The sequence below is a fragment of the Paenibacillus sp. NPDC056933 genome, from assembly GCF_042674385.1.
In the GTDB taxonomy this organism is placed as follows: Bacteria; Bacillota; Bacilli; order Paenibacillales; family Paenibacillaceae; genus Paenibacillus.
In genome coordinates, this window is the sequence record NZ_JBHUQN010000007.1 from 133272 (window position 1) to 156536 (window position 23265).

The 23265-nt window shown below is 47.5% G+C and carries 18 protein-coding genes; 10 read left to right on the forward strand and 8 right to left on the reverse strand.

What is annotated here, in order from left to right; genetic code table 11:
* Positions 1-27 precede the first annotated feature (27 nt).
* The 4 genes from kdpC to ACFTRD_RS29885 all read left to right on the forward strand — a co-directional run bounded on the left by kdpC (position 28) and on the right by ACFTRD_RS29885 (position 5412).
* A complete protein-coding gene (gene kdpC / locus ACFTRD_RS29870) occupies positions 28-588 on the forward strand; it encodes a potassium-transporting ATPase subunit KdpC (RefSeq protein WP_379386316.1) in 561 nt (186 codons plus the stop codon).
* A gap of 198 nt (positions 589-786) precedes the next feature.
* Complete coding sequence (locus ACFTRD_RS29875) at positions 787-3123, forward strand: histidine kinase (protein ID WP_379386318.1); 2337 nt, start codon at positions 787-789, stop codon at positions 3121-3123.
* Positions 3124-3131: 8 nt separating this feature from the next.
* Positions 3132-4712 carry an ATP-binding protein gene (locus ACFTRD_RS29880; RefSeq protein ID WP_379386319.1) on the forward strand — a complete coding sequence of 527 codons (1581 nt, stop codon included), beginning with the start codon at positions 3132-3134 and terminating at the stop codon, positions 4710-4712.
* Position 4713: 1 nt separating this feature from the next.
* The gene (locus ACFTRD_RS29885; RefSeq protein WP_379386320.1) at positions 4714-5412 is read left to right on the forward strand and encodes a response regulator; all 699 of its coding nucleotides are present in this window, start codon (positions 4714-4716) and stop codon (positions 5410-5412) included.
* 94 nt (positions 5413-5506) lie between these two features.
* On the opposite strand, the gene melA is transcribed toward ACFTRD_RS29885, so the two are convergent.
* A complete protein-coding gene (gene melA / locus ACFTRD_RS29890; RefSeq protein ID WP_053783005.1) occupies positions 5507-6808 on the reverse strand; it encodes an alpha-glucosidase/alpha-galactosidase in 1302 nt (433 codons plus the stop codon).
* Between the two features lie 197 nt (positions 6809-7005).
* Between melA and ACFTRD_RS29895 the strand changes: the two genes are divergently transcribed.
* Positions 7006-7842, forward strand: coding sequence for an AraC family ligand binding domain-containing protein (locus ACFTRD_RS29895; protein ID WP_379386322.1), 837 nt, complete (start codon positions 7006-7008; stop codon positions 7840-7842).
* 260 nt (positions 7843-8102) lie between these two features.
* Here the strand turns inward: ACFTRD_RS29895 and ACFTRD_RS29900 are convergent, their stop codons facing one another.
* From ACFTRD_RS29900 to ACFTRD_RS29930, 7 genes are all read right to left on the reverse strand, one after another.
* Positions 8103-11279, reverse strand: a complete 3177-nt coding sequence (locus ACFTRD_RS29900; protein ID WP_379386324.1) for a DUF5704 domain-containing protein — start codon at positions 11277-11279, stop codon at positions 8103-8105.
* A gap of 211 nt (positions 11280-11490) precedes the next feature.
* Positions 11491-12762: an S-layer homology domain-containing protein gene (locus tag ACFTRD_RS29905; RefSeq protein WP_379386326.1), complete on the reverse strand. Its 1272-nt coding sequence runs from the start codon at positions 12760-12762 to the stop codon at positions 11491-11493.
* A 330-nt stretch (positions 12763-13092) separates the two neighbouring features.
* Positions 13093-13422: a chaperone CsaA gene (csaA, locus tag ACFTRD_RS29910; RefSeq protein ID WP_192272506.1), complete on the reverse strand. Its 330-nt coding sequence runs from the start codon at positions 13420-13422 to the stop codon at positions 13093-13095.
* A gap of 179 nt (positions 13423-13601) precedes the next feature.
* Positions 13602-14234 (reverse strand): uridine kinase, encoded by a 633-nt coding sequence (udk, locus tag ACFTRD_RS29915; protein WP_379386328.1) that lies wholly within the window; start codon positions 14232-14234, stop codon positions 13602-13604.
* 203 nt (positions 14235-14437) lie between these two features.
* On the reverse strand, positions 14438-15016 hold the full coding sequence (locus ACFTRD_RS29920; RefSeq protein ID WP_379386330.1) for a VanZ family protein: 579 nt from the start codon (positions 15014-15016) through the stop codon (positions 14438-14440).
* 29 nt (positions 15017-15045) lie between these two features.
* Entirely contained in the window at positions 15046-16173 is a 1128-nt protein-coding gene (locus ACFTRD_RS29925) for a DUF4179 domain-containing protein (protein ID WP_379386332.1), read from the reverse strand.
* Positions 16157-16693 (reverse strand): RNA polymerase sigma factor, encoded by a 537-nt coding sequence (locus ACFTRD_RS29930; protein WP_379386334.1) that lies wholly within the window; start codon positions 16691-16693, stop codon positions 16157-16159. Before ACFTRD_RS29930 ends, ACFTRD_RS29925 begins: the two co-directional genes overlap by 17 nt.
* A gap of 321 nt (positions 16694-17014) precedes the next feature.
* Here ACFTRD_RS29930 and ACFTRD_RS29935 point away from each other — a divergent pair, with 321 nt between their 5' ends.
* The 5 genes from ACFTRD_RS29935 to ACFTRD_RS29955 all read left to right on the forward strand — a co-directional run bounded on the left by ACFTRD_RS29935 (position 17015) and on the right by ACFTRD_RS29955 (position 23121).
* A complete protein-coding gene (locus tag ACFTRD_RS29935) occupies positions 17015-17848 on the forward strand; it encodes a PRD domain-containing protein (protein WP_379386336.1) in 834 nt (277 codons plus the stop codon).
* Between the two features lie 137 nt (positions 17849-17985).
* A complete protein-coding gene (locus ACFTRD_RS29940; RefSeq protein ID WP_379386338.1) occupies positions 17986-19920 on the forward strand; it encodes a beta-glucoside-specific PTS transporter subunit IIABC in 1935 nt (644 codons plus the stop codon).
* Positions 19921-20007: 87 nt separating this feature from the next.
* Positions 20008-21465 carry a glycoside hydrolase family 1 protein gene (locus tag ACFTRD_RS29945; RefSeq protein ID WP_379386340.1) on the forward strand — a complete coding sequence of 486 codons (1458 nt, stop codon included), beginning with the start codon at positions 20008-20010 and terminating at the stop codon, positions 21463-21465.
* Between the two features lie 6 nt (positions 21466-21471).
* Positions 21472-22431: a 2-keto-3-deoxygluconate permease gene (locus tag ACFTRD_RS29950; protein ID WP_379386342.1), complete on the forward strand. Its 960-nt coding sequence runs from the start codon at positions 21472-21474 to the stop codon at positions 22429-22431.
* 219 nt (positions 22432-22650) lie between these two features.
* Complete coding sequence (locus tag ACFTRD_RS29955; protein ID WP_379386344.1) at positions 22651-23121, forward strand: hypothetical protein; 471 nt, start codon at positions 22651-22653, stop codon at positions 23119-23121.
* Positions 23122-23265 lie beyond the last annotated feature (144 nt).

Sequence of the window (23265 nt, forward strand, 5' to 3'; positions counted from 1 at the left end):
TAATAACGAAATCAGGATGTGATTCATATGAAACAGGTACTGCCCGCCATTCGGCTGTCTGTCGTACTTATGCTGATTTGCGGTATTGTCTACCCACTGGTTACAACCGGAGTGGCGCAGCTGCTCTTCCCGAATCAGGCTAACGGCAGTCTGATTACAGCCAACGGAAAAACCATCGGTTCGGCGCTGCTGGCGCAGGAAGTAAAATCGCCGGGGCTGTTCCAGCCCCGGGCATCGAACGCCAACTATGATGGAACCGCATCGGCAGGTTCCAATCGTGCCGTCGCCTCGGAGGCGTATATTGTTGAAATGAAGGAAAAGGTGGCTCAACTCAAGAAAGAGAATCCGGGATTGCAGCAAATTCCCGCTGATCTTGTGACGGGTTCTGGTTCCGGTCTTGATCCCGACCTTTCGCCCGAAGCGGCAAAAGCACAGATTCCGCGGATTAGCCTGGCAACGGGCCTTGGGGAGCAAGAGCTTGTCAAGATCGTGGAGGAACATACACAAGGGCGATCGTTGGGCCTATTCGGTGAGCCGCGTGTGAATGTGACTGCTCTGAATTTGGCGTTGAAGGCGGAGCTGAAATAACAGGCATCCTGTCCGGGTGGGGTTGATGTGTTTTGGATACAGGCTAAAGGGGGTGTTGTTTTTCCCCGATCTACAATATACATGTTTGCATTGCACAGAAGATGCAGTTATCTTTACAGGATTCGTATCAGGCCTTCTTCCGAGCTTCGGGAGGGGCTTTCTCCATGTGAAGTTAAAGGTATGCTAGGGGGGAACAGGATGGAAGACTTCAAGCGGAAGTCCCCGGAAGACATCTTGAAGATGATCACGAAGCTACAGCAGGGCACCTTGAAGATTTATATCGGTCCGGTCAGTGGTTCGGGCAAAACGTATCATATGCTCAGGGAAGGAAACACTTTGCGCCAGCAGGGGATCGATGTGGTCATCTGCGCTGTGTCGACCATGCGAAGACCGGAGACCGTGGAGCAGCTCGGCGAGTTGGAGCGGATTCCAAGCATTCATTGGTCTCACTTGAAGGATGGTATGGAGATGAAGGATCTGAATCTGGATGCTCTGTTGGCACGTAATCCGGAGGTTGTGCTCGTTGACGGACTTGCTCATCGAAACCGGAAAGGGGCTCGTCATGCAACCCGGCTGGAAGACATTCAGTATTTGCTCAGGCACAACATCAGCGTCATCACAACAGTGAATGTATATGAGCTGGAGGGATATACGGAGCTTGCACGCAAGCTTACGGGAATAGCAGCAGAGCATACCGTGCCTGCCGATACCCTTGAACTGGCCGATGAAGTGAAGCTGATCGATGTGACCCCGGAAACGGTTTTAAGCCGCCTCGCGGAGGGGCATCTTCGGGGATATGAGGGTGAAGCAGTGTTTCGGCATGGCAATTTGGGCATTTTGCGCGAACTGGCTCTCCGGCTTGTGGCCGAAGGGGTTAACGAATCGCTGCGTGAGCACCGGGAAGAGATGGGGATTACGGTTACGACAGGCATCATGGAACGCATTTTGGTGTCCACCCAATATCACTGGAACGGGTCCATCTATATTCGGCGGGGACAGCAGATTGCGAAGAGATTAAACGGGGATCTGCATGCCGTAACCTTTCGCAATATGAAGCAGCCGCTAACCAAGGAAGCTACCGTTTTTCGTCGCAATATGATCAAACTGGTGGAGAAATTCGGGGGGCAGTTTGAGGAATTGCCTGTGCTGCACCGCCGTAACATTCCAACTACACTTGCACGATATGCAGTCCAGCATCAGATTACCCGCATCGTTATGGGGCATTCACGGCATAGTCGCTGGCAGGAGCTGTGGCGGGGATCATTCGTTAATTCCTTGCTGCGAAGCGTGCGGGGCGTCGATCTGTTTCTGCTGGCCGATCGGGCACAGCATGAGGGCGAGCGGGTGCTTCCGACCCGATTGACGGATACAGAGACTCCAACCTATCGCAGGTTAAGCGAGCAGGAAATGAAGGCACAGATTGGTCAGATTCGGCGTGGCAAGTTCAAGGTATACATCGGTGCTGCGCCAGGTGTGGGAAAAACCTATATGATGCTCCGGGAAGGCAATGATTTGCTTCGCAAGGGCATCGACGTACGGATTGGTCTGCTGGAGACGCATAATCGGACGGAGACGGTGGAGCAGATCGGCCAATTATCCATTATTCCACGGGATCAGCGGGTATACCAGGGGGTGCAGCTTGAGGAGATGGACACTGAAGCAATTCTTCGTCTATGTCCTGAAGTGGTATTGGTGGATGAGCTTGCGCATACGAATGTTCCAGGAAGCACGCAGCAAAAACGGTATGAAGATGTGCAAATCCTGTTGGATGCGGGAATCTCTGTCATCACCACCGTGAATGTACAGCATCTGGAAAGTCTGAACGATGCGGTGGAGCATATTACGGGAATCAGGGTCAGAGAGACAGTGCCGGATCAGGTTTTGCAGATGGCAGATGAGGTCCAGCTTATCGACGTGGCCCCCCAAGCCTTGCGACAACGCATGAGGGAGGGTAAAATCTATGCAGCAGCCAAGGTGGAACAGGCGCTCGGTCATTTCTTTCGCATTGGCAATCTGATTGCCTTACGGGAACTTGCCCTGCGCGAATTGGCTGATGATGTGGATGAACGCCTGGAATCTCAGGAGCACAAAAGTGCACTTCGTGGTCCCTGGCGCAGACAGGAAGCGGTCTTTGTCTGCGTAAGCAGTGATGGACATGCGGAACGGCTGATCCGCCGCGGATTCCGCACAGCCTATCGGTTAAAGGCGGTTTGGCATGTGCACCATGTTCACGTAGGCATGCTCATGAATGACGAAGTGAAAAGCCAGTTGGAGGAGCTGGAACAGCTGACCGTTCGACTGGGCGGCAAATTTCATATTCATCATAGCCAGAGGCTGAGAGATGTGCCAGGTATTTTGGCGGGTAAAGCTTCTGAAGAAAAAGCAACGCAGTTGGTGGTTGGTCAAGCGAAACGGGTCTGGTGGCTGAACGGCTATCGTGGAAAGGGAACGGTGGTCAGCAGGCTGGTGCGGTTATCCAGACATATGGACGTATTGATCGTTGCGGACTACGATTATGATCTGAGCGGGATGTGAGATGTGCTGTGTCTGAACGGAATAAAGGGGAAGATGTCTGGCTGAAGCTAAACCGTATTCCCAAATATATATGGGTAACCCTTGGCATCACATTGCTAACCATTCTGCTCCATGCGATAGGTATTAGCGAAGACCTGGTTAACGTGGGGCTCATTTATCTTTTCCCGGTATTGATGAGCGCTGTGTACTGGGGAATGGGTCCAGCCATATATGCAGCAAGTCTTAGCGTCGTTGCCTTTGATTTCTTTTTTGTTCCGCCGTATCTTAGTTTTACGGTTGAAGATTTAAGGTATATTTTATCTTTTGTTGTGTATTTGGCGGTGGCGGTGTTAACGGCGAGTCTGGCAGGGCGTTTGCGGCAGCAGCTGGAGGTCGTGAAGCAGCGCGAGGCTACGACGAATTCGCTGTATGCTTTAAGCCGTCAGATGACGGCTGTTACTGATTTGCATACCCTGCTTGACAACATTGCGAGACAAGTGTCAATGACGCTTGGGGCTTCGGCGGCATTATATCTGCCAAATGTTCAAGGAGAACTCCAGGTTACCTCCTCTTCGAAGGATTCGGATTCAACAGGCTGGGGGGAAGGAGAAGCCGAAGTTGCTATTGCCAGATGGGTATATAAACATGGCGAAATCGCCGGACGCGGGTCATCGAGCCTGCGGGAATCGGCGGGTCTGTATGTGCCGCTGCGTACAGAGGATCAGATTCATGGGGTGCTCGCCGTGAATCTGGAATCCAGCGATCTTCAGGAGCAGCGGGAAGAGCTGCGTTTGCTGGAAGCGTGTGGCGGGCTGGCAGCGAGCGCCATTGCCCGCGTCAAGCTGGCTGAAGAAGCGAGACTTGCGCAGGTGACGGCTGAATCGGAACGAATTCGCACCGCTTTGCTGGACTCGGTGTCCCATGAGCTGCGCACACCCCTTACAGCTATCATTGGTTCAGCGACAGGCCTGTTGGAGAATGACTCTCTTTTTACCCCGGAGGATCGAAAAGAACTGACAGGCAATATTCGAGATGGAGCTCTGCGTATGAACAGGCTGGTAACCAATTTGCTGGGCATGGTGAAGCTGGAGAGCGGCATGTTGCAGCTGCGTAGAAAATGGTGCGATGTAGGGGACATGATTGGCATTGTGTTAACCCAGGTTCAGCAATTTATTCAGCACCGCCACATTCGGGTAGAATTGCCCGATCAGCCACCGTTTGTATCTGGGGATGAGGTTTTGCTGGAGCAGGTTCTGGTCAATGTGATCAGCAATGCCATTAAGTATTCACCAGAAGACAGTGAAATCGTCATTATGGTGAAGGTGGATGAGCCGCATGGACGAATGACCATTGCGGTGGCTGATTCGGGTGTAGGGATTCCGGAAGAAGACCGCGAACGGGTATTTGAGAAATTTTATCGATCCGAATCGTCACGGCATGTGACAGGTACGGGACTCGGGCTTGCCATCTGTAGGGGAATCGTCGAAGTTCACGGAGGTACGATTACCGCAGAACCGAATCCAGGGGGCGGGACGCGGGTATGCATCTGTTTGCCCACAGAGGAACCCGAAGCATCATTCCCGTATGTGGGACAAGGAGAGGAAGAATGACATGACGTCACCGCAAGGCGCACGCATATTGGTTGTGGATGATGAACCGCAAATCCGCAAACTGCTGAAAGTTACGCTTCAGGCGCACCAATTTGAGATTCACGAATGTGCAGACGGCGAAGAAGCGGTCGTCCAGGCGAGCATTGTGCATCCTGATCTGATTGTGCTTGATCTGGGTTTGCCCGGCATGTCCGGAATGGATGTACTTCAGAGAATCCGGGAATGGTCGCATGTACCGGTCATTGTGCTGACTGCAAAGGATCGCGAAGAGGATAAAATCGCTGCACTCGACGGCGGGGCAGATGATTATGTCACCAAACCGTTTGGCATGGGAGAACTGGTGGCCCGTATCCGGGTTGCCCTTCGTCATGTAGCTAAGACAACGGATGAGCCTGTTTTGCGCTTTGGTCCGCTTACCATTGATCTGGCCCAGAGACAGGTCGATTTGGATGGATCACCCGTGAAATTAACACCAACCGAGTATGAAATGCTGAAGGTACTCGCAGCCCATGCAGGCAAAATTATTACTCAACGCCAGCTGCTGCAACAAGTGTGGGGAGGGCATCATCATGAGTCGGATAGCCATTATTTGCGGGTATATGTGGGCCATCTGCGCAAAAAGTTGCAGGAAGATCCCACGCGTCCGCGTTTTATTCAGACCGAGCCGGGAATCGGCTATCGCTTTCTGCTTCAGGATTAGATTGGAAAACAACACAACATGAAGCCCAAAAAAGCGCCAGATTCTCCTGATCAGAGGAAACCGGCGCTTTCAAGTATGAACAATTATGAACTGCCTATGATGTGTACTTCGGCAACCAGTCCCCATGAGCCTCGATCAGTTCATCACACATCGCCACGATATCATCGATGGACAGCTCGGCAGCTGTGTGCGGGTCAAGCATCGCTGCATGATAGATGTGCTCTCTTTTGCCCGTAATCGCCGCTTCAATGGTCAACAGTTGGGTATTAATATTCGTACGATTCAATGCCGCAAGTTGTGGAGGCAGATCCCCGATATACGTCGGGCTGATGCCTGACCCGTCAACAAGACAAGGCACCTCTACACAGGCTTCACGAGGCAGGTTGGTGATCAGTCCGTTATTCATGACATTACCGCCGATTTTGTAAGGGCGATCCGTCTCCATGGCCTCCATAATATGCGAAGCGTATTCCCGGCTGCGCGTATGTTCAATATTTTCGCTGGATAACAGCTTCTCACGCATTTCTTTCCAGCCTTCAATCTGGTTCACGCAGCGGCGCGGATACTCATCCAGCGGAATGTTGAAGCGTTCGATCAGCTCCGGGTAGTTTCGTTTGATAAAATAAGGATGGTACTCGGCATTATGCTCGGAAGACTCGGTTACATAGTATCCAAAGCGCTGCATCAGTTCATAACGTACCATGTCGTCATGCTGCTCTTTCTGCTTTTCCTTCGCCAGACGTTTAATCTCCGGATACAGATCCTGACCATCCCGTGTTACTTCCAGCAGCCAGGCCATATGGTTGATACCCGCAACCTTCGCGACCACACCCGTCTGATCAATCCCCAGTGCATCAAACAGATGCGGTACACATACCTGTACACTGTGACACAGACCTACTGTTTTAATTCCGCCATGCACGTTCATGACATTTGTCAGTACCGCCATCGGGTTGGTGTAGTTCAGGAACCACGCATCAGGGCACACTTCCTGCATATCCCGTGCAAAATCAAGCATCACCGGAATCGTCCGCAAATTACGGAAAATCCCGCCAATCCCGAGTGTATCGGCAATGGTCTGACGCAATCCATATTTCTTCGGAATTTCAAAATCCGTAATTGTACAAGGATCATAACCGCCCACCTGGATGGCATTGATCACATATTTGGCCCCGCGCAGTGCTTCCTTGCGGTCGGTATAAGCTTTGATGGCACAGCCGCTTCCAAGCGAACGGGCCATACTTGTAAGCAAGCGCTCCGAGTCGCTTAGGCGTTCAGCATCAATATCGAACAACGCCAGCTCAAAATCCTGAAGTGCTTCGGTCATCATGACGTCACCCAATACATTTTTGACAAAAACGGTGCTTCCCGCACCGAGGAACGTAATTTTGTTCATCTCAAGTTTAGCCTCCCTGAATAAATGGTGTATCTCCAATATAGGTGGATCGAGCCAATATAACTATGGCTCAACCTCTCTGAAACATGGCATAATCCCATTTATGGATTCGCTTACAGCTAATAATTCATCTATTTACCTGTTATAATTTTAATGGAGAGATTGTTCGTTATGTTGAACAGAGGGAGCGTGAAGTGTTGAAACTAATCGAAACGAACGTGGTTCCGATGGATTTGAAGCAGATGGAATTGGTACTGTTATTTTTCGGTTGGCAGGCATGTGATCCGTCGCATTATTGGGGGCCGGGTGTTCGGGATGCCTATATTGTTCATTACATTCATGAAGGACGGGGCACTGTGTTTATGGCCGATCAGCATTACGAGCTTACACAGGGCCAGGGCTTTGTGATTCTTCCTGACACGCTTATTCATTATGAAGCGGATGCGAAGGAACCATGGACATATTCCTGGTTCGGGTTCAAAGGTGTTCATGCCAAGGCGTTCATGCAGCGAGCTCATATCAGTCCGGGACATCCTGTATTTGATGCCAGAGATTCGGACACATTCGACCGTTTGTATACCGAGATGGTTCAATCATCCAAACACAATGGAGGAGATGTGTTCAACCAGAGCTTGCTGTACCGATTGATCGCGGAGCTGATTGCATCTTCTCCTGCAGGAGAGCAGGTACAACGGCCTCTGTCGACCAAAGAGGAATACATCAGGCAGGCGGTTCAATTTATAGAGAACAGGTATAGTCAGAGGACTTCTATCCTTGATATTGCCCGAGCTGTAGGTCTGGATCGCACCTATCTGTCAGGACTTTTCAAGGAGAGGTACGGCAAGTCTTTACAGGCTTTCTTTCTTGAATACCGGATGAATCGTGCAGCTGAACTGCTGCAGCATTCGGCCCTATCGATCAGCGAAGTGGCCCACTCTGTGGGATACACAGATCCATTACTGTTTTCCAAGATGTTTAAGCGAGTGACGGGTGTGTCCCCGAAAGGATCGAGAAGTATCGAACAGGGAGAATAGCCGTCAATATGTTGTTTGGAACGTTTACGTGGGAGAGAAAAAAATACAACGTGGCAGAGGGACTATTTGTATATAAACGTTTTGATCGCATCAGGCTCTTCTTGAACTTTAGGGGAAGATAGATGCGATGCGATACGATACTTTTCATAAAATCACTGAATCACGAGATGAGATGCCTTCATGAAGTTCGAGAGTTTAAATTCAAAAGGGTTGCTGCAAAGTCATATTCATGACTTATGAAGCAACCCTTTTGTTGATGATTAATGCGGCACTTGGGATTGGAAATCGTTCCGGCTGGACTGATCTGCATGATAAAAGACCACATCGCCATCCTTTACAGGCCAGGTTTTGCCTTGGCTGTCTACAGGAATGTTACTGAAGCCTTCCATCTGCCACTGATTCATGAGTGGTGCATGAATGTATTGCAGATGCGGTGCATCCGTATTGCCGTCCCTTAACGTCTCCAGATTGAAGTTGACCACGATATAACCGTTCTTTAGAAATACAGCGGCCTTTTCATCCAACTGATTTTGTCGGGCAAGCGGTTCGAGATCTGTTCCCTTCGGCACGGCGTAGACATCTGCGGGAAGACTGTACTCCCCGTACCAGCGCTGAATGGCAGCATTGGCTCGATCCACATTAACCCCAGTGGGAATGTTTGTTTTTGGTCCAATCAATGTGCGAATGGGAGCGGACAGGATCATCCAATCATAGCGTCCCACCCACGTTTTCTGGTGAGAGATCTGATCCACCAGTCGAACCATATATTCAGCCAGTGTAGTTCGGTTCTGTTCCTCGGCTGTCAGTTCATAGGTATACTGGTAACGCGCGGTATCGCCCAGCTCCGTGCCGGGTACATTTCGCAGACGCGAATTAAGGACGACAAACCGTTTCTCCAAATCCTCCGCAGCTCCGATACGGATCAGCCGTTCCTGACCCCGGTGGTAGTACAGATCCACTTCCTGCCGAGAAGATCCATCTTTGCTCACAAAATAGAAAGTCGGTGTAATCCGAACACCATCCTGTTTGCCAAACATATTGCCTTTGGTTTTCAGGTCAAACTTAATGTGGTACCCGGTCTTCACAGCTACGTTGCGGAACCCTTGTACCGGATGGCTGCCTGGTCGTATAGGCAATATGAAGGGTGCCAGATTGCCTCGTGGATCACCATCAATATGATTTAATCCAGTCCAGTAGCTAACCCCCGTAGGTTCCGAGCTGCCAAGCTGCTTGCGAAATACATTTTCCCAGTTATAGTCCGATATATCGGTGACATGAAAATCATACAAGCGTCCGATGACTTCAACAGGGACCGTATCCGAGGCGACATGGTACGCCAGATTGGTATTGGCATCCGGTTGCTCAGTGAATGTCGCCGGTGCGTTCTCCGCAATGTTGCGGAATTCGACTTGGTAGTTCCCCTCATCCACCCAAACCGGGAGATAAAAGGTGGTATCCAACTGATTCACCGGAATATCTACCCAGGTCTTGGTAGGGATAAACTGTCTTCGGTCTGCGTTATAGACATCAAACGGGAAGCGAACCTGCTTGATGCGAAAATATTTGGCATAGTCCCGATTGCCATAACCCGGGTAACTCGCTACCTCCAAATGCTGTCCTGATGTGGGAATACGCACGATAAATGGACGCTCCAGAATCAGAGCTGAACGAGTTGTATCTGGAATGGTCTTCTGATTGTGCGGTTGATCATCCGAGACGAAAGCATAGTTGACGACAGGGGTATGAACCGTAACGGTGTTGATGCCATTAATCGGTAACACTTTGTTTGAACCGCCGTTTACGTTACCCGGTACCACCTCGTAATGGATCTCACCGGAACTGGTCGTATTTTCTTTATTCATGAGTGTATTACTAATCATGTTATTGGGCTTATACAGAACATCCTGTCCAATGGTCGTTGGATTAGGAATATTCGTTGGGGTTGGGCCATCTTTGGTTGTTTCTGCATCATCCATAATTTTGGTGTTATTGAATTTAACCAAGTCATTATTCACTTTACTTTGAGGTGTGTTGGACTCGGCCATTCCTTTTAATCGAGAAGTATCATCAGGCACATTCGGGGGTGAATTCAAACTTCCGGTTAATTTGGGTGGCGTGTATGAGATTGCACTCGTTTGGCCCGGTTTTACATGGCTTTCTACGGCTTCATCATTTTTCGATTCTAACGTTGGTGGTATGTATCCTGAAGGCATCATCGTGACCGTTTCACCAGGTAAGGCATAATTTTTCATTGTTGCTTTAGCGATTTTGTACACTTCAAGGTTATTGATTTTCCAGTAAGAGTAGTCTCTTGTGATCTGGAAGTTGTAAGGTACCGGTACCGTATCATTTGCTGGGAGAGGTGGACCGGGAGTGCAACCTTGCTCGGTACAGATGTCTGGTCCAGATTCAGTCCATTCTCTGGCATAGGATATCGTTACGTTACAATCATACGTTGTTTTACCTGTCATTTTGACCCATGCTTGTTTGAATAGGTAGCTGTCAGCAAATGCATTGGTGTACAAAGATTCAGAAGTCGGGATGCCTTTTAACACATCAAATTTTTCTGCGGATCTATTGTCTGCTTTAATTACTCCATTTGCATTCGGATCTAAATCACTCATGATCATCGTGGTTCCTTGAGAAGGTGGTCCGACGTTTGGTGTACAGGAGCCACCGCCACCGTTATTATTGCCCCCATCATCGCCTGGATCCTCTTCTACACCTACAGTTGTTGTAGTAGTTAAGGTGAACCCGTCCTTCTCCCATAAGACGGTGATAGTCGTGGTTCCCCTGCTGACGGCTTGAACCAAACCGGAATTACTGATGGTAGCCACACCTGGATTGGAAGACCTCCATGTCGTTGTCCCACCACTGCCAGTGTTTACATTGGTTTCAGCTCCGAAATTACCATCTCCAGTTTTCGTTTTTACCGTAGCGTTTAATTGCTTCGATTGGTTGAGGCTAAGTCGACCGCCTTCGGTGAGATTGATCTCTTTGGTTATTTCTGCGATAGCCCGCCAGTATACATCTGTATTAAAAACGTAATCAGCAGAGTATTTTGGTGGATTATAGGGTCCGTATGCTGTCGGTTCGATGGCTCCACCGATTTGTGTAGTGAATTTTACCGACTCACCATTAAATGATTCCACACTTACTAGAATAGGTTTACCTGGTAGGTAATAATTTGTATTATCCATATACATAGGTTTTAATGAAACTGAAGTGAGTTCATCCCGAGGATGACTTTGACCAAGACTATCAAAGTATTCTGTAGGTTTGTAACTTGGAGCTGCCAAAGACAGATCTATACAAACTAGTGATGAGTTTGGTTTATTGGTAGAAGAGTTATTACTTAATAATTGACCATTACATTCTCCATCTACGCTCCATTTCATATTATCCAATTGGTAGATATATACACCGATATTGGTCATTCCACTACCTTCAACCTGACTCACTTTTTTTTGAGATTTAGCAGCGGTTAATGGCACAAAACGGGAGTCTTCTAATGGTGGTTTTGTCCCCGGTCCCCCTCCAGCAAAAATAGCTGAGGGGGTTGGGAATAGCATACTTAATGCGATAAATGCTAGAAGTGGTTTCTTTAATTTTTTGAGAAAAAGCACATTAAATCACCCTTGTCATAATTTAATTAGGAATAACATTATAGTTCGTCCCATCTTTGAGGGTTAGACGGACTCCAGGATTAAGTGATTTATCAAAGTGTAGGAGGCCCTGACCCCAGTAGACGGGATTTTTTAAGGTGAATATCCCTTTCGCTCCAAGGAAATCATTGATATGCTTTGGTCCATACTCGCTGAAGGCTTTGCTGCTAGGTGAAGTTAGAGTATTAATTGTTGGAGAATTTATAAGACTTCCTCCTTGTAATTGATTCATAGAGTTCTTAATACTAATATCGAATTCTGTGAAAGAATAATAGGCTCCTCTTAGCAATATGTCTTTTTCGTCAACGAAAACTGGATAATAGATACTTCTTGATATTCCCTCCACATAAGGATTGACGATGATCCAGTTTTTTATTTTCAAATCTGCATAATTAGTAACGGTAGTTATCTCTTGGTTACGAACTTTTGCGAAGTCACTAGTTACCTTACTATAGTCATACGAATCAGAGAACTTCTCTTTGCCTGCCTTTTTATATTTAGGTGCAATAACACTCAAGTTCGTCCCAGTCAGCCCCACCTCACGCAACTCATTTAAACCTTGAAAATCAGCAGGCTTCGTTTTAGTAACAGAAGCATAACGAGCAATGAGAACAGCAACCTCAGCCCGTGTGGTTGTGCGGTCTGTACCAAAGGTTTTATCATTTGCCACGCTCATTAATCCCGTACCCAGAGCAACTGCAACCGCATTTTTTTGCGAGCTTGCGAGCTTACCTGTAAAGTACTCTTTCACAGGCACAACGGTGTTGGTTACATCAGATAGGGCTTGTTTGTACTCAGGATCAACAACAGTCAGTCCCTGCGTTAACCATGAGGCCATTTCTCCACGTTGAAGTGCTGCCTGTGCATCCAGTTTTCCATTGTACTTGGAAGGGCTGATAAATCCTTTCTTGATCGCAATCGAAACACCGCTCTTAGCCCACTCGGGCACATCTGTGAAGTTGTTTTGTTCTTGTGTGGTAGCATCAGGCTGATCTGCAAGGCGCCCCAAAATACTTGCCATTTCTGCCTTGGTGACAGGGGAGCTTGGTTTGAATGTTCCATCTGCATATCCTTTAAAATATCCTTGCTCAACTGCCGAATTGATGGCCTCAGCGGCCCAGTGTGTAGAGGGGACGTCTTTGAATTTCAGTGTAGCTTGAGCGGCTTGTACCGAATTTCCTATCGCTCCCAAACCTACAATTCCCCCTGTGAATAATGCCAATGCGGTTACCCCGGAAATCATTATCTTTTTCATAAATGCTGCTCCTCTCGATTGTTGTTACCTGTTTGGTGTATGTACGCCACTGCTTCACACGACTAGATACTAAATTTGTCATAATCAACAATATTCTACCATGTAAAACTAGGCAATTGGCATTATTTTTCAATAAATTCCATCCACTCCAGGTATGCACTATCCTCCTCAAGACCCATTTAACCTCGAAAAAATGCAAAAAAAGGCCACGAATCCGCAGATTCATAGCCTTATGCTTTAAGGTGTCAGTCCTATGTAGTTCAATAATGTACTTCAAGAATAACCGATTTCCAAACATTTGAAAAGAATGGATAGCAATATGATGAATAATTAGGCAATCGGCGTTCCATTGGGTAATGTCTGATCTGGCGTTAACAGAACAACATCACCTTCTCCAGGTACACCGCCAAGCACCAGTACTTCGGATACAAAACCAGCAATTCGGCGCGGCGGAAAATTGACTACAGCAACAATCTGCTTGCCGATCATCATGTCGGGGGTATATCGTTTTGTAATTTGGGCGCTGGAGCGCTTAAGGCCGAGTGGGCCGAAATCGATAACCATTTTGATGGCAGGGATGCGAGCCTTTGAAAAAGGTTCGGCTTCCACCACTGTACCAACCCGGATATCATGCTGCATAAACTCTTCAAAAGTAGCCATGTTGTGATGTCTCCTTTCAGCTATGGAGTCTATTATAAAATAGAAAAGCCGAAAAAATCCAGATTGCATTCATTAGCAACCTGGATTTCAGAGGTCTTACTTTATGAGCGATGTCCATTTTGTCTCACTAGGGACGCGAGTAGGCCATAGCGCGCCTACTGCAGCAGCTTAATGTTGAATTAAGCGCCATTCCATTTTTCACCGGTCAGATATTTCTCAGTCAGAATGGATAACATCTGAATACCAACTTCATTATGTCCACCTTCGGGAATGATGATGTCTGCATACTTTTTGGAAGGCTCGATAAATGCATCATGCATCGGTTTGACGGTTTCGAGATATTGTTTGTACACGGATTGAATCGTACGGCCGCGTTCTTCCATATCCCGCAGTACTCTGCGCAGAATACGCACATCGGAATCTGTATCGACAAATACCTTGATATCCAGAAGGGCACGCAAATGTTCATCGATCAGGACATGCAGTCCTTCCACAATAACGATATGGTTCGGTGCCAGTTCAACCGTTTCATCGGCGGCACGGTTATCTATGGTGAAGTCATATACGGGAGCATATGCCGTGTGGCCTTGTTTTAAAAGGGTAAGATGCTCAATTAACAGATCATTATCGAATGCAAACGGATGATCGTAATTGGTGAGTCGACGTTGCTCAGGGGTGAGCTGCGACTGGTCTTTGTAATAGTTGTCTTGGGATATGAAAGTCACTTTGCCCGATCCAAGACGGTCAATGACGGAGCGAGCTACCGTCGTTTTACCGGAGCCGGTTCCTCCGGCGATACCAATAATGAGCATGGTTGTTCCATAAACCTCCCTAGATTAACAGCGTAGGCATGGATAAATGTTGAATGAATCAGGATGGATTCACAACTTTACCCCTATGTCTGTCAGTGAATACACAATTCCTTCATTGTACCATAGCGCATCACTTTTTTCATCTGAGGGAGTTCACCATATTTTGTCTGCATGCAAGTCCGGATTTAAGAGGGAACTGTCCTCTACGAATGTTTCTGATGGGAACGGTTCGGGAGCCTCCATGGGTGGATTAGGTCCTGGCCCATCGTAACTTTTGTAAGCCTGTGAAAAATGAGATAACCAATGATGCTGCCCGCTGTATTGGCAATCAGATCGTTTATGTCAGTAGAACGGCCATTACCGAGGGTAACCCGGATGATGAGCTGCAGCACTTCTATGGAAAAACTGAAGATCAATCCGATTCGTGCGGCTTCCCTCACGGAGTCTAACGAAGGCTTGACCAGAGGAAGAATGAAGCCAAGCGGCAGAAACAGCAAGATATTCAATGCAAAACTGGGGATATCCAACGTCAGAATGGGAATGAACTGGATCGTTTTGTACCAGGGCGTTTGATTGGCATATATACCTAAATTGACATCAATGGGGAAGAAGACCAAATGCATGACTGCCAAAATATAGATAGCAAACGCAATGATTAAGGTGTACTGCCTGAACGTGTACCTGATTTGGTTCACCCTGGTGTAGAACACCAGGGCAATTAGGAAGAGAATAAATAGTGGACCCAGTACAGTTATGGACGCAACCGTAAGTTGAATGGACATGTGGAAAGACTCCTTTTTGAATGTATAGTTTACGGTTGATTAAGCTCGATTTTCATGTCCATTCCCTTGATGAATTGCCGATCTGTGATCTCTTCCGTAAAATCATCTTCAATCTTAAACGGCTTCACGATCAAATATTTTGTATCTCCTGGAGTTGTGGCGTAGATTCGTTCGGATTTTAATTGATTGCCCTCGTACAAGCCCTCACCGTTTAATGCAGTCAATTGTCTGCCCTGATCATCATAAATCGCAAACCCTATATTTCGTAACTGATCTTGATCTTTGGCCGTGAGCGTACTTTGGCCATTAAGCGAGATCAACGTAGACACGCGTGTTGTAATCGGCGTAACCCGGGCCTCCGTAACGGATACGGTTATCTGATCATTGGAGACGATTGCATGGGGTTTAACATGTTGAATATCCTCGGTCGTTTTTGTAAAAGGAATGTTCAGCTTGAATTCATGATCAATGCCCTGCAAAGTGAACGTGACCTCGGCGTCAAACTGATCCGGTAGCCCAGCAGCGGCTTGGCTTGGGGGAATGACCTGCTCGAACAGCAATGTATCCGGCTGTGTTTGTCCTGCAGGACCGTAGAACAAACCGCCACCCTGCTCTGTACCATTTACATTGAAAAAGACATTATCAATTCCGTTGCTAAGCTTCACGATGTCCTTGCCGTTGTCATACTCCCCATTCTTCAGGTTAGGCGCGGTGACATGAACCAGGAAGGCTGCACGAGTACCGTCATATACGGTTTCCGACACTTCCAGCTTTACGTCCTTGAAAGAGACATTGCTGTTTACGAGCTTTGTAAGACCTTTGTCTCCTGCCGTACGCAATCCCATATCGGCTTCAATGGAGCTGAAGAGGCTGCCAACCAGCGGGATGCTGCGCAAAGAGTCAGCCATAACGGGAGACACAAATCCGGATGCAAACACGGTTACACCCAGCACTCCGGCAGCGATGGTCGCTGCGATTGTACGACGCAAACCTTGGCGAAGACGGGGTTTACGTGAAAATGGTTCTGAATTCATACTCGATGATTCTGGTAGAGATTCTAACGTGGCATCGATTCGTTTGCGTACAGTTGTTGACATGACCGGGCGCTCCTTCGCTTGTGCTCTTAATTCCTGATCGATATTAAACGGGTTTGACATGTAGTTTTACCTCCCGAAAGTTTTTGAATTTGTGATACAGCTCCTGTCTTGCCCGGCTTAATCTCATTTTCACCGCGCTTTCGGAGATATCGAGCGCCTCAGCTACTTGCCGCAGGGAGAGATCCTCGAAATAATGCAGCACGATAACGACTCGTTTTTGTTCGTCAAGCCGATCAACCGCTTCTCTCATATCTACCTCATCGTAGGGACTGGAATATTCCTTCTGCTGTGCTGGCACCTCCGCATAGGAGTTGGAGAGGGAACGTCGGGATAACATGGTATTACATTCATTGATAAGGATGCGGAACATCCAGGTTCTGAAATACTGGGGTTCACGAAGGGTGTGCATCGATTTATAGGCTTTCAGGATAGTCTCCTGAATGGCATCAGCCACATCCTCCTCTTTTCGCAACATGGATTTTGCAGTATTGTATAGGGAATTTTCAATCTCTCTTATGAGCCTGATAAAGGCATCGCGATCTCCCTGTATGGCTTGGTTTATGAGATCGGTTGAATCCATGGATAACAGCTCCTTTCTTTAGGGGGAGTATGAACACAGCCCTTGGTTCGTTTTTACATAGATTAGACTTTCAGGTGCTGTATATGGTCACAATTATTTTTTATTGGAAAAAGGTTCAGTATATATGACGAGTAGAATGGAGCTCTTCCCTTCAGGTAAGAGAAGGTGGAGTCTCCGAATATTGGAGGATTGACATTCTGTTGAACAGGCCTATAATAATACATATATTCATAACACGGACTGTTACTGGGGAAACCAGGCATGACCGAATTCGATTATTTAACTGTAATCGCTTTCGGTCTTTTTTTATTTTGTCGGGGGGTGAGAACATTGAAGGTTATTAAGAAAGTAAATAATAATGTTGCCATTGCCATCAATGATAACAATGAAGAAGTATTCGTGGTGGGCAAAGGGGTGGGATTTCTTAAAACGCCATACGAGCTGACGGAGACGGATTTGGTGGAAAAAATCTTTGTGGCTCCCAAAAATATTCGCATGTATGACTTGTTAAACAGTATTCCCATTGAGGATATTTATTTGGCTGAGGAAGTGATCAAGCTCGGCAGTCAGATTTTGAATAAAACATTTAACCCGAATCTGCTTCTCACCTTGTCCGACCACATCAGCTTTGCTTTGACCCGAACGCGTGAAGGCATTAGCATCAAGAATCCACTGGAATGGGAGGTACGGACATTGTACCCCGATGAGACCCGGGTGGGAGAGGCAGCGCTCAAGCTGATCCATGAACAAACGGGTGTAACCTTGCCGACGGCAGAAACGACACTCATGGCACTTCACTTTGTCAACGCACAGGTCGGTTCAGGGGAAATGACGGACACGACCAAGGTGACGACAGTAACGGGTGAGATTCTATCCGTGATCAAGTATGCGCTCAAAATTGATTTTCAGGAAGATTCCATTCATTTTATGAGGTTTGCGACACATATACGGTACTTCATCATGCGGCAAATGAGCGGTAATTCGCTCAAGGACGAGAACGAGTCTCTGTTCCTGATGGTAAAGGAGAAGTTTCCGAAGGAACTGGCGTGTGTTGAGAAGATTTCGGATTTCCTGAAGAGTAACTATGGCTGGACCTGTTCCGATGATGAAAAATTATATCTGATTCTTCATATCCAACGACTCATATCCAACTAAACAATCGAATATTACACAATGGACTGTTACTGATTCGATCAGGCATGACCAAGCGTAGGGAATGACGATTCCCCGGCTTGGTCATTTTTTATATACAAATCAAACCATTTTATCTTTCTGTACAAAGGAGAAGGGTCATGAACAACAAAGACTTGGCTAAAAACATTCTTGAACTTGTTGGCGGCGAGCAAAATATCTCGGGACTGACGCATTGCGCAACCCGGTTGAGATTTGTTTTGAAAGATGATGCCAAAGCAAATTTGAAGACATTGGATCAACTGGAGGGAGTGCTCAAGGCACAAAATTCAGGGGGACAAATTCAGGTCGTCATCGGAGCGAAGGTAGATGCAATATACAGTGAAGTGAAAAGTCTGACTTCAGACACCATTGATCGAGTGGACGAATCGGCAGACAGCAGCGGCCCGAAGAAGAAACGTAACCCGGTCAACGTGGTGCTGGAGACCATTGCAGGCATATTCACTCCAGTACTCCCAGCTCTCATTGGCTGTGGGATGATCAAATGTGTGGCTACAGTGATCGCTGCATTGGGGTGGCTGGAAGGCTCGGGATTCTTGGTCATCGTCAACATGATTGGTGATCTGATCTTCTATTTCCTGCCTTTCTTCCTGGCAGTCAGCGCGGCTCATAAATTCAAAACCAATCCATATCTCGCAGTGGCGCTTGCAGCCGGACTGATGCATCCAACGATTCTGAATGCAGCTGCCCAAATCGCCGACACAGGCGTTACCACGATTAATTTTCTTGGAATGCCAATTCTGCTGATGAAATATTCATCCTCGGTCATTCCCATCATACTGGCCGTATGGATCATGAGCTATGTGTACAGATTTGTTGATCAGTTCATACCGAAGTTTCTACGGGTGTTACTTACCCCGATGGTGGTTCTGTTTATCATGATTCCGCTAGAACTCATCGTACTTGGACCTATCGGTTCCTATATCGGTGATTGGCTTACCCAGGGAATTAACTATCTGTTCTCCACAGCAGGTGTTCTTGCGGGTCTGATTCTCGGCTTTTTCAAACCGATTATGGTTATGTTCGGCATGCACTATGCGCTCATGCCCATTCAGGTGCAACAAGTGGCGAGCCTGGGGTCAACCGTACTGCTGCCTGCTGCACTGGCGGCGAACCTGGCCCAAGCGGGAGCGGCATTCGGTGTGTTTGTACTGACGAAAAGTAAAACGATGAAATCTGCCGCCGGGTCCAGCGGATTCACAGCATTGTTTGGAATTACCGAACCGGCCATCTACGGGGTCACCCTGCGATATAAACGGCCATTCTTTGCGGGCTGTGCGGCAGCCGGATTGGTCGGTGGATTTTACAGTCTGGTTCATGCCAGTGCTACGGCAATTTCATTGCCCGGCATCCTTGCCTTGGGGACGTACACTGCTGATCGTTACATCTATGTGGTGATTGGCTCTGTTGCCGCAGTCGTACTCGGCTTTGTGTTTACCCTGATGGTGGGAATCAAGGAAGATGCGGATGGAGCGAAGCCGAAGCAGCAGGCAACGGGTGCGGTGGACAGCATTCAGACTGCTGCTGCAACGGGAGCGAATGCAGAGCAAGCTTCGTCTCAGACATCTGCATCTTCTTCGGACATGCTGATTGTCAGTCCAATGACCGGGGAGATCAAACCGATCACTGAAGTTGAGGACCAGGCATTCGCCCAGGAGCTGATGGGTAAAGGCATTGCGATTGTTCCGACGGAAGGCAAAGTGTACGCTCCTTTTGACGGAGTAGTTGAAGCACTTTATCGCACCAAACACGCCATCGGCTTGAAGGCCGCGAATGGTGTCGAGATTCTGATTCATATCGGCGTGGACACCGTCAGCCTGAAAGGGAAATATTTTAAAGCTCACATAGAACAGGGACAGACAATCAAGGCAGGTGATTTATTGGTGGAGTTTGATCCTGAAGGCATTACGTCAGCAGGCTATAACATCATTACATCCATTGTGGTAACTAACATGCAGCAGTATGGAGACGTACTGACCACATCTACCAGCGGCCCGATCCGTGAGAGCGAAGCTTTAATCAAGCTAATTCCGTAAGAGCTGTCCAGCTTTTGGCTGAACAAGCTACCAGATACAAGCTACGTAGTCTTAATAAGACGACCTTAATAACAGGAGGAAACCCAAATGACAAATTCAAATTTTCCAAAAGATTTCTTATGGGGCGGAGCGCTATCTGCCTGTCAGGCAGAAGGAGCTTACAATGTGGATGGCAAGAGCCTAACCATACCGGAAGTGATGAAGTTTAACGAGAAGAACGATCGCAAGGTGACCAAGCAGATCCGGATCAATCGGGAGATGATCGAAGAAGCGAAGAATGATCCGGATACCGTAAAATATCCGAAGCGCCGTGGCATCGACTTTTATCATACGTTTAGAGAGGACATTGCGCTGTTCGCCGAGATGGGCTTCAAGGTATTCCGCTATTCCATCTCCTGGGCCAGAGTATTCCCAAACGGGGATGATGCGGCTCCCAACGAGAAGGCACTTCAGTTCTACGACCAAGTCATTGATGAGTGTCTGAAGCATGGCATGGAGCCTCTCATCACCATCAGTCATTTTGATATGCCAATCGTACTGATTGACAAGTTTGGAGGATGGTACAGCCGCAAGCTGATTGATTTGTATGTGAATTACTGTGACGTGTTGTTCAATCGGTACAAAGGGAAAGTGAAGTATTGGATCACATTTAACGAGATTAACATGAGCGTAAAAGCAGGAGCGAAGACACTGGGCATTATCGAATATGACAAGCCGAATTTTGAGGAAATGCTGTTTCAGGGTCTTCACCACCAATTTGTGGCTGCGTCCAGAGCAACCAAGATGGCCCACGAGATCGATCCGGAGAATAAAATCGGAAGTATGGTGGCCTATTTTACAACGTATCCATATACGTGCAAGCCGGAGGATGCGCTCCAAATGCAACAGGATGATCAGATGAAAAACCAGTTCTTCCTGGATGTATTGAATCAGGGAGAGTATCCGTATTACGGCAAGACCTATTTCAAAAACAAAGGCATTGCCATCAACATGGAAGACGGCGATCTCGATAGTATTCGGGCGTACACGGCTGATTTTGTCGGGATGTCGTATTACAACTCCATGATCTCCAGCAGCGATACCGAGCAGCTTGAATTGACGGCCGGGAACGTACACAGTGTTTACAAAAACCCGCATTTGCCTGCAAACGAATGGGGCTGGCAGATCGATCCGGTTGGGCTGCGGTACACGCTTAATCTGGTCTATGACCGCTATAAAAAGCCTGTATTTATTCTTGAGAACAGTTCGGGCTTCTACGACAAGCTGAATGAGGACGGAACCGTTAACGATCCTTATCGTATCGACTTCCTGAGCAAGCATATTGAACAGATGGGGCTGGCGATTGCCGATGGCGTGGAGGTTCTGGGATACACGATGTGGGGACCGATTGACATGATCAGTTCGGGTACTTCCGAGATGAGTAAGCGCTATGGATTCATCTATGTCGATCAGGATGACTATGGTAACGGTACGCTAAAAAGATACCGTAAAGATTCGTTCTTCTGGTATCAGAATGTGATCAAAACCAACGGAGAGCAGTTGTAACCCAAGATGAATATTCTGGGGCGTGTCCAAAAAATTCCCGGCGGCTTGCTGATTGTCCCTATGCTGCTCGCCGCTGTCATCAACACCCTGTTTCCGGCCTTCTTTCAGATCGGTGATCCAACAACGGCACTGTTCACCTCAAAAGGCACGATGGTGCTCATTGGCATGATCCTGCTGGTGTCCGGAACACAACTGAACCTGTCTCAGCTGCTGTTAACTCTGAAGAGAGCAGGTGTGCTCTGTATTTCCCGCATACTCATCAGCTGCTTATTCGGCTGGTCGTTTGTACACTTTTTCGGTATCAACGGCATTGGAGGCGTCTCGGCGGTTGCGTTCATTGCTGTTCTGACCAGCTGTAATCCGGGGTTATATCTAGCGTTGATGAACTCCTATGGCGATGATGTGGATCGTGCCGCGTTCGGAATTCTGAATCTGATTGCCGTTCCCGTCATTCCGGTCATGATATTGAATTCGGCAAGTGGTGTCGGTATCGATTATCTTAATGTTCTTGCTACGCTGGTGCCTTTCCTGATTGGTATACTGCTTGGTAATCTGGATAGCAATATCCAAAAGATGTTTGCTCCGGGAACAATGATACTGCTGCCCTTCCTTGGTACAAGCTTTGGGTCCAATATTGACCTGGGCATTGCGTTTCAGTCCAGTTTGTCCGGCTTGCTGGTCACGATATTATTTCTGCTGATCTGCATGTTGCCTCTCATTGGCATTGATCGTGCATTGCTGAAACGTCCCGGTTATGCAGCCGCCGCAACATGTTCCGTTGCTGGGCTTTCCATGGTTGTGCCCTCAACGGCGGCGGGATTTAACTCGGCGTATGTACCTTATGTGGACTCGGCCATCGCTCAAATTGCATGTGCTGTCATTCTGACTTCCATTCTGGTTCCCTTTATCGTACAGAGGATCGCTGGGAAGCAAACATTGCCTGACATGACAAAAATGAGAAGCTAGAATTTATACCAGCACGTTGATATTCGTAACAGGATTAACTGAAGTGAGATTTTTGTATGTATTGGAATGGATGGATAGTGAGGCAATGGAATCATCTATCTGTATCAATTTAGTCTCAACTTCGCAAATTTGGGTTGTAGGAGCTAGGACCTTCGATATATGATGTCGAAAGATGCCAGTTAATGGAGGGTATCTATTAACATTAAGGAGGTGTACGTTATGAAAAAATCAGGCAAATTGATTTCTTCCACGGTTGTTGCTGCCATCGCAGCAGTATCGGTGGTAACTTCTGCTTCTGCAGCAAGTGTATCTGTGGTAAATCCGGTGGGGTCTTCCCTCTCAGCTATTGATCTGAGCAGCATGGATATCGAAACAGCTTTGATGATGGTTCAGCAAGAACGCACCAGATTGCTGGATAGCCAATTGCAGTCGCAAATTCAAGAAGTCCAAAATCGCAATCAAGCGATTGCAGAGCTGAACGCACAATTGCAAGCAGCCATTCAGAGAGGGGATACTTCCCAAGCTCAAGCCCTGAAAGGCCAAATTGATTCACTTAGTAATTCGCAACAAATGGATATGTTGCGTTTGCAATCTATGAGCAACAAACGCAATGAAGCTTTTGATGTGATGACGAACTTCATCAAGAAAATGCAGGATTCAAGATCGTCCATCATCGGAAATATGCGCTAGGATGGAATTTTCTTACTAAAGCAACCCTAACCATTGAAGGCCTGCAAGTGGAAGGTCCGGGGTTAAGGTATAAAAAGAGCGAAGACGGAATTCAAATTCCGAAACTTCGCTCTTTTTATATTCTGCTATTTACAAGTTTACATA